A 12,490-nucleotide genomic window follows, 5' to 3' on the forward strand; every position below is an offset into this window, starting at 1 on the left:
AGGGGGCAGGCGTCGGTTTTCGTAGACTCGCCGGTCTGCGCCTCCGGCGCGACGGCGCCCGGACAGGGGCTGCTATGCTGCGGCCGTGTTCTCCTCCAAGGAACTGGCGCCCGGCACCATCATGAAACTGATTGCCGCCCAACCCCACAGCTGGGGCAAGGTCGAGGCGTCGTGGCATCTGGCCGTGGGCGGGGCCATGGCGCGCCTGAGCAGTCCCATCCGTGAGGCCGATGGCGTCATCTACGTGCGGGCCAAGGACGGACGGGTGGCTGAACAACTCGACCTGCATCGGCGTGTGATCGAGGGGCGGCTCCGCGAGCTGCTCGGCGATGCGGGACGAACCTTCTCGGTGATCTAGATGAAGCTCGTGCTCGCGTCCTCGTCGCCGCGCCGGTCGGCGCTGCTGGCGGCGATCGGCTACACCTTCGAAGTCCGGGCGACCGACGTCGACGAGACGCCGCTGCCCGACGAGACCGGCGAAGCGCTGGTCCGCAGGCTGGCGGACGCAAAGGCGCGAGCCGTGGCGTGCGGGCCCGGGGAGATCGTCCTCGCGGCCGACACCACCGTGGTGTGCGCGGGCGTGATCCTGAACAAGCCGGAAGACGACGCCGAGGCAGCGGCGATGCTGCGGCAGCTCTCGGGCCGGGCTCACGACGTGTACACCGGGGTGACCCTGCGCCACGCCGATGGTGAGGAGGCCTTCGTGGAGCGGACGACGGTGTGGTTCGCGCCGCTCGACGAGGAGGAGATTGCCTGGTACGTGGCCTCGGGCGAGCCGCTCGGCAAGGCCGGTGCGTACGGCATCCAGGGACGGGCCTCGCGCTTCGTCACCCGTGTCGAGGGTTCCTACCCGAACGTGGTGGGCCTGCCGGTGGCGCAGGTGGCGAAACTTCTGGCGAAGTACGTCCAACCGGCGTCATAATCCGCCAGAGGGGTGACATTCGTGCACCCGCGCCCCTCCCCAAAACCATGAGCGGATCCAAGACCGTCAAGATCGCGATCTCGACCCTCGTCCTGGGACTGGCGTTCAGCGCGATGCTGTACTCGAGTCTCAGCGAGGATACGCAGTACTACAAGCACGTCAACGAGGTGATGACCCAGCCGGCCAACTGGTACGGCAAGCGCCTGCAGCTGCACGGCCATGCGTCCGACATCCGGCGCAAGCCCGACTCCCTGGACTACCGCTTCGACGTCGCGTACGGCGGACAGGTCGTCAGGGCCAACTACACCGGCATCGTGCCCGACACGTTCAAGGACGGGTCGGAGGTGGTGGTGAAGGGGACGCTCGGGCCGGAGGGGTTCGTCGTGGAACCCAATGGCGTGATGGCGAAGTGTCCGTCCAAGTACGAGGCCGGCTCCCCGGGCAACCCGGGAGGCGCGTCGCATCCCGCAGGCGTCAAGCAGACGTCGGCCGCGAACTAGCGCGCCATGCCAGCGCTCGGCACGTTCCTCCTCCTGTCCTGCTTCGTGGTTGCGGCCTATGCCGCCACGGCGTGCCTCGCGGGCGCGCGGCGCCAGTCGACGCGCCTCACCGAGAGCGGGATCGGGGCCTTCTACCTCGTGACGGCCCTCATGTCGGTGGCCTCGGCGATCATCATGTACGCCTTCGTCACCGACAGCTACGCCATCAAGTACGTCGATCGGTACTCCGACGCCGCGCAGCCGCTGTTGTTCAAGCTGACGGCGTACTGGGGCGGCCTCGACGGCTCGATCATGTTCTGGGTGCTGCTGCTGTCGGTGTTCGGGGCCATCGCGGTCCGGAACTCGCGCGAGTCGCACCGCGAGCTGATTCCGTACGTCGTGGCGGTCATCGCCATCGTGGAGATGTTCTTCCTCTTCCTGATGGTCGTGCACAACAACCCGTTCGAGACGTACCTGGCCGACATCCCGCCGGACGGGCAGGGGCTCAACCCGCTCCTGCAGAACGTCTACATGGTCATCCACCCGCCGTCGCTGTACATCGGCTTCGTCGGGATGACGATCCCGTTCGCGTTCGGCATGGCGGCTCTGGCGACCGGGTACCTCGACGACTCGTGGTTGCGCGCGGTGCGGCGCTGGACGATGGTGAGCTGGCTGTTCCTGTCGCTCGGCCTCACGCTCGGGATGATCTGGGCGTACGAGGAACTCGGCTGGGGCGGCTACTGGGGCTGGGATCCGGTGGAGAACGCCGGCCTGCTGCCGTGGTTCACGGCGACCGCCTTCCTGCATTCGGTGATGGTGCAGGAGCGTCGCGGCATGCTCCGCGTGTGGAACATGACGCTGGTGATCACGACGTTCTTCCTGACGATCTTCGGCACCTTCATGACCCGCTCCGGCGTGGTGCAGTCGGTGCACGCGTTCGGCGAGGACAAGCAGCTGGCCTTCATGTTCACGGCGTTCATGACGGTGCTGCTCGTCGTGAGCTTCGGCCTGCTGATCTACCGCCTGCCGCTGCTGCGGGCCCGCCACGAGCTCGACTCCTGGATCTCGCGTGAGGCGGCGTTCCTGGCCAACAACTGGATCCTGCTGTTCTCGGCCATCTTCGTCCTGTTCGCGACGATGTTCCCGACGCTCAGCGAGGCGGTGGCCGGCGAGCGGCTGACGGTCGGGCCGCCGTTCTTCAACAAGTGGATGCTGCCCATCGGCCTGGCGCTGCTCGCCCTCACGGGCATCGGTCCGCTGCTGGCCTGGCGCAAGTCGACGATCGACAACCTCCGGTACCAGTTCCTCTGGCCGGTGGTCGCGGCGGTGGTGACCGGCGGCGGGTTGGTGGCGCTGGGCGTCCGTGTGTGGTCGTCGGGCACGTGCTTCGCGCTGTCGGCGTTCGTGACCGCGACCCTCGTGCAGGAGTTCGTGCGCGGCGCGCGGGTGCGCCAGCAGTACTCGGGCTCGGACCTGGTCACGTCGGCGATCGGCCTGGTGGCGCGCAACCAGCGCCGCTACGGCGGCTACATCGTCCACCTCGGCATCGTGCTGATGGCGCTGGGCTTTGCCGGCGACGGCTTCAAGCAGGAGGAGCAGCTGCTCCTCAAGCCGGGGCAGTCGGTGACGGTCGGGCCGTATTCGGTGCGCCACGACGGGATTGCGATCACGCAGGACGCGCAGAAGCAGATGGTCACCGCGCGCATGGTGGCGTTCCGCGACGGCAAGGAGATTGGCCCGATCGCTCCCGCCAAGTGGTTCTACAACAAGCGGACCGAGGAGCCGACCACCGAGGTGGCGATCCAGCGGTCCATCGGCTACGACCTCTACGTCGTGCTGGCCGGCTTCGACGCACAGCAGCAGTCGGCGACGTTCCACGTCGTGGTCAACCCGCTGGTCAACTGGATCTGGGTCGGCTTCGGCATCCTCGCCATCGGCACGCTCATCGCGTTGCTGCCCGAGCGGGCGCTGGCGACGGCCGCCGTGAAGGTGCCCGCGGGGGCCGCGACGGGCTCGTCCACGACGGTCCTCCTGCTCCTGGTGCTGTTGGGGGCGTCGGCGTTCCCGGTGCACGTGCACGCGCAAGGGCACGTCGAGGGCGCGAGCACGGTGGTCGTGCCGATGTCGCCGTTCGAGCGCGAGATGCAGGGCCAGATCGTCTGCATGTGCGGCACGTGCGGTCGCCAGCGCCTCTCGGAGTGCACGTGCGGCACCGCCGAGCAAATGCGCGTCGAACTGGCCGGCCTCGTGAAGCAGGGCTACACGCGCGAGCAGGTGCTCGACTACTACGTGCAGAAGTACGGCAGCCAGGAGCCCCTGGCCATGCCGATCGACAAGGGGTTCAACCGCCTGGCCTGGGCGGTCCCCTACGCGGTGGGCGTGGCCGGCGCGATCTTCGCCGGTGCAGCCGCCTTCCGCTGGAGTCGTCGTCGGCATGGACCGGAGGCGGCTCCCGCCGTCGAGGCAACGCAGGCCGAGGCCTGGCAGCAGAAGCTCGACGAGGAACTGCGTGACCTCGACTGATTCCGGCGGCGCCCGCGCCTGGCAATTCTTCATCGTCCTGGGGCTGGTGGGGGCGACGGCTGCCGTCTGGCGGGAGCCGCGCTTCACCCGCCCGGAACACCTCGTCCTGCTCAGCATCGGCATCGTCGCCGCCGCCCTGGCGGCCACGGCCTTGCACCGCACGCTGCTGCCGCTGGTGATGCCCGAGCGCGTCGTCGGCGACGCCCGCCGATCGACGCGGCACCTCATCGCGCTCGAGCGCGAGAAGAAGCTCGTGCTGCGCAGCATCAAGGAACTGGAGTTCGACAAGGCGATGGGCAAGGTCGCCGAGCCGGACTTCGACGAGATGGTCGGCCGACTGCGGCAGCGCGCCGTGGGGCTGATGCAACGCATCGACGCTGGCGAGGCGGGACTGCGCGAGCGCATCGCGAGCGACCTGGCCGGCCTCAAGACCCAGAAGGGCGGCAAGAAGGTGAGCGCGCAGCAGTGCGGGCAGTGCCGGACGCTCAACGACGCCGACGCGCGGTTCTGCAAGACGTGCGGAGCAACGCTGTGATGGCACGAGGGATGGTGTTCGCGGGGGCGTTGGTGGCGCTGCTGATCCTGTCGACGGCCAGTGGACCGGCGGCTGCGCAGCAGATGCCAGATCTTCGGCAGATGAATGGCATGGCGTTGCCGAGCCAGGACCTGCCCGACGGCTCCGTCTCGGTGCGCGTGTTGCGGCAGACGATGGGGAACAACGCCGTCGGCGTGGAGGTCTCGGTCAGCGGCGATGGCGTGACCGACAAGGCGCCGACCGACGAATCGGGGCGGGCCATCTTCGCTGGCCTCGGGGCCGGCAAGACGCTGGTGGCGACGGTCACCGTCGATGGCGAGTCCCTGACGTCGCAGCCCTTCCAGGTTCCGGCCAAGGGCGGCCTCCGCGTGATTCTCGTGTCGGGTCTCAACGGCACCGCGAGCGGCGCCGCTGGCGGTCCCGCCAGTGGGGCGGCGGCGCCTCCCGGAGCACCGGCATTGCCTGCCCGCCCTGGCATCGTGGTGCTCGGCACCCAGTGGCGCACCATCGTCGACTTCGCCGAGGAGAAGCTCGAGATCTTCCACATCTTCGAGTTCGTCAACGCCGGCGCCGCCCCGGTCTCGGTCGACAAGCCGATCGAGGTGACGCTGCCCGCCGATGCCGAACAGGCGAGCCTGCTCGAGGGCTCGGCACCCAGCGCCCGCATCTTCGAACGCAAGCTCGTGGTGGCAGGCCCGTTTGCGCCAGGCCGCACGCTCGCGCAGGTCGCCTATCGACTGCCGATCACCGGCGGTCGTCGCGAGGTGTCGATCGTGTTGCCCGTCGCGAGCATGGCCACCAACGTGATCCTGCGCCGGCTCGGCGACACGCGGCTGGCCTCGCCGACGCTGCCGCAGTCGCAGCAGGCCGACGTCGAAGGCAAGGCCTACTGGACGGGGACCGGCCCGGGCATGAAGGCTGGCGAGACGCTGACCCTGGTCGTCGAGGGCATGCCCCACCATCCCGTGTGGCCGCGGTACACGGCACTCACGCTCGCCGCGCTCGTCGTCGCCACCGGGCTGTGGGTGATGTTCCGCGTGCCGGTGGACCCCACCGCGCGGATCAAGGCCCTGGAAGCGCAGCGGACCACCCTTCTGGCCCGCCTTCAGCGACTGGAGCAGGGCGGGGAGCCGGCCACCGAGGAACTCCGCGACGAGCGCGATGCCGTGTTGCGCGACCTCGAGGGCGTCTACGCGCTCCTGGACGCCGAGCGCGTCCGCGCGGGGCAAGCGCCAGCCATCCGCCAGGCGTCGTAGGTGGAACCACTCCTGGTCGCGTCGCGGATCGCCCGCCAGTTCGGACGGCGCCGCGTGCTGCGCGACATCACGTTCGAAGGCTATCCGGGCGAGGTGTTCGGCTTGCTCGGGCCCAACGGCTCGGGCAAGACGACCCTGCTCGGCGTGCTTTCGACGCTCGCCGAGCCGTCGCGTGGCACCGTACGGTATCCGCTGGCCGATGGCCTCGACTCTCCCCGCCGCCTGATCGGCGTGCTCGGCCACGAACCGCAGCTGTATGGCGAGCTCACGGCGCGCGAGAACCTGGAACTGTTCGCGCGGCTCGCTGGCCTCTCCGACGTGGGTGCGCTGGTCGACGCGTCGCTCGAGCGGGCGCGCCTGGCCGATCGGGCCGACGATTTCGTGGAGCGCTTCTCGCGCGGCATGCGTCAGCGCCTGGCCTTCGAGCGCGTCCTGTTGCCGCAGCCACGCGTCCTGCTGCTCGACGAGCCGTTCACGGGCCTCGACGACGAGAGCGCGCGTCGCATGGTGGGCAGGCTCGCCGCGCTGCGCGACGCCGGGACACTGGTGGTGCTGGCCACGCACGACCTGTTGCTCGTCGAGTCGCTGGTCGACCGGGCGGGGATCATCCGGCAGGGCGTGCTCGTGCCGCTCGATCGCTCGTTGCCGCTCGCTGACGCGTACCGGGCGGCGGTGGATGCGGGGAACGCGGAACGCGGTACGCCGACCGTCCAGGGGAACGCCGGCGTGGAGAGCGTCGGACGACGAACGCCGAGCGCCGAAGGGACGATGCGACAGTCCGATTCGGTGGGCGCGGGCGCCGCTGAGGCATCGCTGGCCGACATCGCGCGGGCGGCTGGCGTGCTCCTGGCCAAGGACCTGCGCATCGAATGGCGCTCGCGTGAGGGGCTGTTGACCACGGCGTGCTTCGCGCTGGCGTGCGTGCTGGTGTTCTCGTTCGGCCTCGTGCGGGAGGGCACGCCGGTGCCCGACGCCGGTCCCGCCGTGCTGTGGGTCACGGTGGCGCTGGCCGGCACGCTGGCGATGGCGCGCACGTTCGAACGGGAACGGTCGGCCGGCACGTTGATGGCGGTGCTGGCATCGCCAACGCCGCGGCCGGCCGTGTACCTCGGCAAGTGGCTGGGACTGATGGCGCTGATGTTCTCGGTGGAGGTGGTGCTGCTGCCCCTGGTGGCGCTCTTCTTCCAGATGCCGCTCGACCGCCATCCGTTGATGGTGGCGGGCCTGCTGGCCACCGGCACGGCCGGCTATGCAGCCATCGGCACGCTGTTCGCCGCGATGCTGGCCCGGACGCGGACCCGCGACGTGCTGCTGCCGCTGCTGCTGTATCCGATGAGCGTGCCAGTGATCATCGGTGGCGTGCGCGGCACCGCTGCCGCTCTCGCCGATCCGTACGTGCCCGGCATCGTCGGGCTGTGGCTGCCCCTCTTGGTATGCTTTGACGCGGTGTTCGCCATCCTCGCCCTGTGGACGTTCGGCACGCTGATGACCGAAGCCGCGCCCAGGGTCGCCAAGGAGAATTGAGATGCTGAACCGCAGCGTGCCCGTGATGCTGGTGCTCGCCATGGGCATGTTCCTGGCCGCGCCGTACTTCATCGCGCAGGCCCCCTACGAGTCCACGATGGGACTCGTCCAGAAGATCTTCTACTTCCACGTGCCTGCGGCGATCATGATGTTCCTGGCGACGTTCACGTGCGGGTTCGCCAGCGTCGCGTACCTGGTGCGGGGACGGGCGCGCAGCGACCGCCTGGCCGAGGCCGCCGCCGAGCTGACGGTGCTGTTCGGGATCGTGGTCCTGATCTCGGGGCCGCTGTGGGCGCGCAAGGCGTGGGGCGTGTGGTGGCAGTGGGACGCGCGGCTCACCTCGACGCTCGTCCTCTGGCTGCTGTTCTCGGCCTACCTGCTGTTGCGCCGCTTCGGCGGGCCCGGCACCGAGAAGCTGGCGGCCGGCGTGGCGCTCTTCGGCATGGCCAACGTGCCGTTCATCTACTGGTCGGTCAACGTGTGGCGGACGCTGCATCCCAAGACGACGGTGGTGCCGTCGCTGGTACCGGCCATGAAGTTCCCGTTCTACTGGTGCATGGTGGCGTTCCTGCTCCTGTTCCTCGCGCTGCTGCGCACGCGCGTGCGGCTGGCCGAACAGCAGGACGCCCTGGACCTCCTCCTCGCTGACGCGGAAGGCTGAGCATGACGACCCTCGTGACCCGCTACGCTCGTTCCCTGGCACTCGCGTGCGCGCTGCTGGCCGCCGTCGGTGTGCGTCCGGCCCTGGCCCAGGCTCCCGAGACGCAGCCCGGCAAGACGACCACGGCGGCGCAGGACGAGTACGTCCCCATCGACCAGCTTCCGGACAACGAGAAGCTGCCGGCGGCGCCCTTCGTCATCGGGGCCTACGCGGTGGCGTGGGTGGCGATTCTCGTCTACCTGCTGATGCTGTGGCGCCGGCTCGGTCGCGTCGAAGCCGACCTGCACGACGCCCGGCGGCTCGCCGCGGGGAAGTAGGCGCGCGTGACGGCCGGGCACTTCATCTTCATCCCCGCGACCTTGCTCGTGGGCATCGTGATTGGCTGGATTCTCGGCTCGCGGGCCGCCATGGACGCGATGCGGTCGCAGCAGAAGCGACAGGACGAAAAACGCAAGGCGTGAGCGCGGCCCTATCGGCCTTCGCCGAGTCGTGAGGCGAGCAGTTCCGGCAGTCCGGCGGCGCGGATGGCCTGTTGCTCGGCCCCGACGTCGTAGGCGACGCGGCAGAGCGTGACGGTGCGGGCCCCGAGGTCGACGATGGCGTAGGCAGCGCGAGGATCGCCGTCGCGCGGCTGGCCGACCGAGCCGGGATTGACCAGCCACCGGTCCTCGAGGCGGATGGACAGCGTGGTCCGCGTCCGGTGCTCGCCGCTCTCGACGACGGGATGGCCCTCGCCGGATCCGTACGCGCCCTGCACGTGCGTGTGCCCGAACAGGCAGAGCGGGCGACGGCCCAGTGCCGCAGCGTCACGGATGTCGTCGATCCACACCAGGTAGGCGTCCTCGTCGGCGGGCGACCCGTGCCACACCTCCAGCACATCGTCGACCAGGAGGGGGCCGGGCGGGAGGTCCCGCAGGTAGGCCAACTGTCCCTCCGTGAGCGTGCGCGTGGTCCACTCCGCCGCCTCGCGGGCGTGCGAGTTGAACCCGTACAGTTCCATCAGGCCGCACACGGCCTTGTCGTGGTTGCCCCGGACCACCACGTGCGGGGCGAGCGCCCGGATGCGCTCGATCACATCGCCGGGCTCGGCGCCATAGCCGACCAGATCGCCGAGCACCAGCACGCGATCGTACTGGTCCGGCGTGCAATCGCGCAGGACCGCGGCCAAAGCCGGCAGGTTGCCGTGGATGTCGCTGATGACGAGGTAGCGCACGCTCTTCGGTCTATAAACGTCGCGGGCGGCCAGATAGAACGCCTACCACCCGAGTCTGTGGAGGATACGCTCCACCAGCGCGTCGACGCGACCTTGCGCATCGACGCGGAAGTGGGCGAGACGGTAGGCCGCCCGGCGCTGCTCGAACAGGGCGGCAAACGCGTCGCGGTCGGCGGCCAACGGTCGACGGCCATCGGAAGGCACCCGGTCGACGATCCGCGAGAACGGCGCGTCGAGCCACACGGCAACGCCATCGGCGAGGATGTCGGCGCGGTTGGCCGGCTGCACGAAGGTGCCCCCGCCGGTGGCGACGATCACGTGGCGGGCGGGCAGGAGCCCCAGCAGCACCTCGCGCTCCACCTTCCGGAAGTAGGGCTCGCCCTGCTCGGCGAAGATCTGCGACACCGTCCTGCCTTCGCGTCGCTCGATCTCCTCGTCGAGATCGACGGCGCGCCACCCGAGGCGACGGCTGAGGGCACGGGCCACCGTGGTCTTGCCCGAGCCCATGAAGCCCACCAGGTACAGCTTGTCGGTGGGAGCGGCGGTCATCGTCTCAGGGCGGCCAGGACGTCGAAGAAGCCGGGGTAGGACACGGTCACGGCGTCGGCGCCCCGGATGATCGTCGGCTCCATCGCGCCGAGGCCGGCCACGGCGAATGCCATGGCCAGGCGGTGGTCGTCGGCGTCCACCTGGCCCCCGAGGAGCCGACGGGAGCCGCGCACGTGGAACCCGTCGGGCAGTTCGTCGGCGTCGGCGCCCAGCGCGCGCAGGCCGTTGACCAGCGCCGTGATGCGGTCGCTCTCCCTGGCCCGGAGTTCACCCGCGCCGGTCACGCGCAATTCGCCACCGTGGGTGGCGAGTGCGGCCAGGACCGGCAGTTCGTCGATCAGCCCCGGGACGTCTGCAGCCGTGAGTTCGATGCCACGCAGTCCCCGGTGACGCACGCGGACCCGACCGACGGGTTCCTCGGCGTCGGTGCGATCCACCTGCACGTCGACGTCGGCGCCGACCCGGCGCAGCACGTCGAAGACGGCGGTCCGGCTCGGGTTCAGCCCGACGTCGCGCAGTTCGACGAACGAGCCGGGCAGGGCCGCCGCGGCACAGGCCCAGAAGGCCGCCGAGGAGGGATCGCCCGGTACGGCCAGCGCCCGTCCCTCGAGCGCCTGCTCGCCACTGATGGCGATCGCGTTGCCGCGGACGTCGAGCGTCGCGCCGAAGGCCCTGAGCGCGCGCTCCGTGTGATCGCGCGTCCGGGCCGGCTCCTCGACCGTGGTCGTGCCCGGCGTCTGCAGGCCCGCGAGCAGGACGGCAGTCTTGACCTGCGCGCTCGCCGTGTCGGGCCGGTAGGTGATGGGCGCCAGGCGGCCGCCGGTGACGCTCACCGGTGGGCGACCGTTGAACGAGGTGACCTCGGCGCCCATCTGCTGCAGGGGCGTCACCACGGGCATCATCGGGCGCCGGCGCAGCGAGGCATCACCGGTCAGGACGCTGGTGAACGGGTGCGCCGCGAGGATGCCGGCGAGCATGCGCAGCGTGGAGCCGGAGTTGCCGCAGTCGAGGTCGCCGGACGGGGACTGCAGGCCGCGCAGCCCGCGGCCGACTATCTGGACAGTCGGCACCTCGGCGCCGCTCTCGCGGTCGAAGCTCGCGTGGCGCGACACGACGGTGCCCAGTTGCTCGAGGCAGCGCAGCGTGCTCTGGCAATCGTGCGCCGGCGCGAAGCGGCTGATGCGCGTGACGCCCTCGGCCAGGGCCGCGAGCATCGCATATCGATGAGAGATGGACGTGTCGCCCGGTACCCGGACGACGCCCTCGAGGGCGGTCGCCGGCCGCACGGTGACCGTCCGGGTGAACTCGGCGGACATGCGGGCTTCACTGTAGCATCCGCACCCGCCCGCGCCGCGGTCCGTGGCGCGGCCTCATGAGAGGGGACCGTGTATGATGCACGCCAAACCCGACCGCATGCCCACAGACCGCGCAGCGCTCTCCCTGGTGCTCAACAGCCACGTCGATGTCCTCGACTACGTGCAGGTGGTCTGCGACCAGCTGTGCGTCAGCGCGCAACTCAACGAAGATGCCGGCCACTGGGTCGGCGTCTCGGTGCGCGAGTCGGTGGTCAACGCGATTCGGCACGGCAACAAGTTCGATCCGGCCAAGCACGTCGGCGTGCACTTCGCCTTCCTGCCGGCAGACGATGGCCCGGACTTCCTCGAGATCGTGGTCACCGACGAGGGGGAAGGGTTCGAGCCGGAGGAAGTAGCCGACCCGCTGGCCCCGGAAAACCTCCTCAAGTCCAGCGGACGCGGTATCTTCTTCATGCGCAACTTCATGGACGACGTCCAGTTGCGCCGTCGGCCCGAAGGCGGCATGGAAGTCCGCATGCGCAAGCGCCTGTCGGCCCCTCCTGCATGAGCCACGTTCCGTCCGACCTTCCCGATCCCCTGCTCCTGGCCACCGCGGTCGAGGCCGTCCAGAAGGCGGGCGCCATCCAGATGGCCCACTTCGGCGGGCCGATGCGCATCGACAAGAAGGGCACGATCGACCTGGTCACCGAGGTCGACGTCGCCGTCGAGCGCATGTTCCGCGCCCTGATTGCCGAGCGCTTCCCGGATCACCTGGTCCTGGGCGAGGAACTGCAGCAGGACGATCTGCGCACCCGCACGGCGCCCGGATATTGCTGGGTGTTCGACCCGATCGATGGCACGACCAACTTCGCGCACGGCCTGCCGATCTTCTGCGCCTCGTTGGGCCTCGAACTCGATGGCGAGGCGATCGTCGCGGCGGTCTACGACCCGACGCGGCGCGAGCTGTTCACCGCCGAACGCGGGCAGGGGGCGCGGCTCAACGGTGAGCGGATCGCCGTCAGCGGCGCCGACGCCGTCATCGAGAGCCTGCTGGTGACCGGCTTCCCGTACACCGTGCAGCAGCCGGAGATCGGGGAGGAACTGGTGGCGCTGTTCGGGCATTTCCTCGGACGGAGCCGGGCGGTGCGGCGCCTCGGGTCGGCGGCACTCGACCTGTGCTACGTCGCGGCCGGTCGCCTGGACGGCTTCTACGAGGCCACGTTGAAGCCCTGGGACTCCTGCGGGGGCGCGCTCATCGTCGAGGAAGCCGGCGGGCGGGTCAGCGATTGGCGGGGCATCCCGTTCCAGTCACGGATGCCCCAGGTGCTGGCCACCAACGGCCGGATCCATGACGAGATGCTCGCCATGCTCGGCGAGTTCTACAGCCGGCGCGGCGGCCTGACCGACTGACACCTGCCGGGGACATCAGCCAGGGCACACTCCTTGCTTGAAGTCCGTCCAGTCGGGTGCGCTTCCCCTCGCGGGGACACCGCGACGCGAGAGCCGGAGGCGACACGCATGGGGCGTGACCTT

At 69.9% G+C, this 12,490-nt stretch carries 15 protein-coding genes; 12 read left to right on the forward strand and 3 right to left on the reverse strand.

All coding sequences use genetic code 11. The annotated features are described in order from the left end of the window. Window positions 1–85: 85 nt before the first annotated feature. Genes TBR22_RS12270 through TBR22_RS12315 form a run of 10 tightly spaced genes read left to right on the forward strand, consistent with a single transcriptional unit; the run spans window position 86 to window position 8,361 of the window. On the forward strand, window positions 86–358 hold the full coding sequence (locus tag TBR22_RS12270) for a DciA family protein (RefSeq protein WP_239493277.1): 273 nt from the start codon (window positions 86–88) through the stop codon (window positions 356–358). Further along, the gene (locus TBR22_RS12275) at window positions 359–922 is read left to right on the forward strand and encodes a nucleoside triphosphate pyrophosphatase (RefSeq protein ID WP_239493278.1); all 564 of its coding nucleotides are present in this window, start codon (window positions 359–361) and stop codon (window positions 920–922) included. It begins immediately after the preceding gene. Window positions 923–969: 47 nt separating this feature from the next. Then, window positions 970–1,422: a cytochrome c maturation protein CcmE gene (locus tag TBR22_RS12280; RefSeq protein ID WP_239493279.1), complete on the forward strand. Its 453-nt coding sequence runs from the start codon at window positions 970–972 to the stop codon at window positions 1,420–1,422. Window positions 1,423–1,428: 6 nt separating this feature from the next. After that, window positions 1,429–3,924 carry a cytochrome c-type biogenesis CcmF C-terminal domain-containing protein gene (locus tag TBR22_RS12285; protein ID WP_239493280.1) on the forward strand — a complete coding sequence of 832 codons (2,496 nt, stop codon included), beginning with the start codon at window positions 1,429–1,431 and terminating at the stop codon, window positions 3,922–3,924. Then, window positions 3,911–4,459 carry a zinc ribbon domain-containing protein gene (locus TBR22_RS12290; protein WP_239493281.1) on the forward strand — a complete coding sequence of 183 codons (549 nt, stop codon included), beginning with the start codon at window positions 3,911–3,913 and terminating at the stop codon, window positions 4,457–4,459. Before TBR22_RS12285 ends, TBR22_RS12290 begins: the two co-directional genes overlap by 14 nt. Next, complete coding sequence (locus TBR22_RS12295) at window positions 4,459–5,715, forward strand: hypothetical protein (protein ID WP_239493282.1); 1,257 nt, start codon at window positions 4,459–4,461, stop codon at window positions 5,713–5,715. Before TBR22_RS12290 ends, TBR22_RS12295 begins: the two co-directional genes overlap by 1 nt. Next, window positions 5,716–7,239: a heme exporter protein CcmB gene (locus TBR22_RS12300; protein WP_239493283.1), complete on the forward strand. Its 1,524-nt coding sequence runs from the start codon at window positions 5,716–5,718 to the stop codon at window positions 7,237–7,239. A 1-nt stretch (window position 7,240) separates the two neighbouring features. Then, on the forward strand, window positions 7,241–7,900 hold the full coding sequence (locus tag TBR22_RS12305; protein WP_239493284.1) for a cytochrome c biogenesis protein: 660 nt from the start codon (window positions 7,241–7,243) through the stop codon (window positions 7,898–7,900). A 2-nt stretch (window positions 7,901–7,902) separates the two neighbouring features. After that, window positions 7,903–8,217, forward strand: coding sequence for a CcmD family protein (locus tag TBR22_RS12310; protein WP_239493285.1), 315 nt, complete (start codon window positions 7,903–7,905; stop codon window positions 8,215–8,217). Window positions 8,218–8,223: 6 nt separating this feature from the next. After that, window positions 8,224–8,361, forward strand: coding sequence for a hypothetical protein (locus tag TBR22_RS12315; protein ID WP_239493286.1), 138 nt, complete (start codon window positions 8,224–8,226; stop codon window positions 8,359–8,361). An 8-nt stretch (window positions 8,362–8,369) separates the two neighbouring features. Here TBR22_RS12315 and TBR22_RS12320 read toward each other — a convergent pair whose 3' ends face one another. Genes TBR22_RS12320 through aroA form a run of 3 tightly spaced genes read right to left on the reverse strand, consistent with a single transcriptional unit; the run spans window position 8,370 to window position 10,978 of the window. Beyond that, window positions 8,370–9,113 (reverse strand): metallophosphoesterase, encoded by a 744-nt coding sequence (locus TBR22_RS12320; protein WP_239493287.1) that lies wholly within the window; start codon window positions 9,111–9,113, stop codon window positions 8,370–8,372. Window positions 9,114–9,155: 42 nt separating this feature from the next. Beyond that, complete coding sequence (locus TBR22_RS12325; RefSeq protein ID WP_239493288.1) at window positions 9,156–9,662, reverse strand: shikimate kinase; 507 nt, start codon at window positions 9,660–9,662, stop codon at window positions 9,156–9,158. Further along, complete coding sequence (gene aroA / locus TBR22_RS12330; RefSeq protein WP_239493289.1) at window positions 9,659–10,978, reverse strand: 3-phosphoshikimate 1-carboxyvinyltransferase; 1,320 nt, start codon at window positions 10,976–10,978, stop codon at window positions 9,659–9,661. Before aroA ends, TBR22_RS12325 begins: the two co-directional genes overlap by 4 nt. A 97-nt stretch (window positions 10,979–11,075) precedes the next feature. Here aroA and TBR22_RS12335 point away from each other — a divergent pair, with 97 nt between their 5' ends. Beyond that, window positions 11,076–11,525, forward strand: a complete 450-nt coding sequence (locus tag TBR22_RS12335) for an ATP-binding protein (RefSeq protein WP_239493290.1) — start codon at window positions 11,076–11,078, stop codon at window positions 11,523–11,525. After that, window positions 11,522–12,367, forward strand: coding sequence for an inositol monophosphatase family protein (locus tag TBR22_RS12340; RefSeq protein WP_239493291.1), 846 nt, complete (start codon window positions 11,522–11,524; stop codon window positions 12,365–12,367). The genes TBR22_RS12335 and TBR22_RS12340 overlap by 4 nt, the downstream gene beginning before the upstream one ends. Window positions 12,368–12,490 lie beyond the last annotated feature (123 nt).

It is taken from the genome of Luteitalea sp. TBR-22, from assembly GCF_016865485.1.
In the GTDB taxonomy this organism is placed as follows: Bacteria; Acidobacteriota; Vicinamibacteria; order Vicinamibacterales; family Vicinamibacteraceae; genus Luteitalea.

Coding starts and splice junctions, on each gene's coding strand:
- TBR22_RS12280 (WP_239493279.1), top strand. CDS start 970: ATGAGCGGATCCAAGACCGTCAAGATCGCGATCTCGACCCTCGTCCTG.
- TBR22_RS12305 (WP_239493284.1), top strand. CDS start 7,241: ATGCTGAACCGCAGCGTGCCCGTGATGCTGGTGCTCGCCATGGGCATG.
- TBR22_RS12340 (WP_239493291.1), top strand. CDS start 11,522: ATGAGCCACGTTCCGTCCGACCTTCCCGATCCCCTGCTCCTGGCCACC.
- TBR22_RS12295 (WP_239493282.1), top strand. CDS start 4,459: ATGGCACGAGGGATGGTGTTCGCGGGGGCGTTGGTGGCGCTGCTGATC.
- TBR22_RS12325 (WP_239493288.1), bottom strand. CDS start 9,662: ATGACCGCCGCTCCCACCGACAAGCTGTACCTGGTGGGCTTCATGGGC.
- TBR22_RS12275 (WP_239493278.1), top strand. CDS start 359: ATGAAGCTCGTGCTCGCGTCCTCGTCGCCGCGCCGGTCGGCGCTGCTG.
- TBR22_RS12285 (WP_239493280.1), top strand. CDS start 1,429: ATGCCAGCGCTCGGCACGTTCCTCCTCCTGTCCTGCTTCGTGGTTGCG.
- TBR22_RS12335 (WP_239493290.1), top strand. CDS start 11,076: ATGCCCACAGACCGCGCAGCGCTCTCCCTGGTGCTCAACAGCCACGTC.
- aroA (WP_239493289.1), bottom strand. CDS start 10,978: ATGTCCGCCGAGTTCACCCGGACGGTCACCGTGCGGCCGGCGACCGCC.
- TBR22_RS12310 (WP_239493285.1), top strand. CDS start 7,903: ATGACGACCCTCGTGACCCGCTACGCTCGTTCCCTGGCACTCGCGTGC.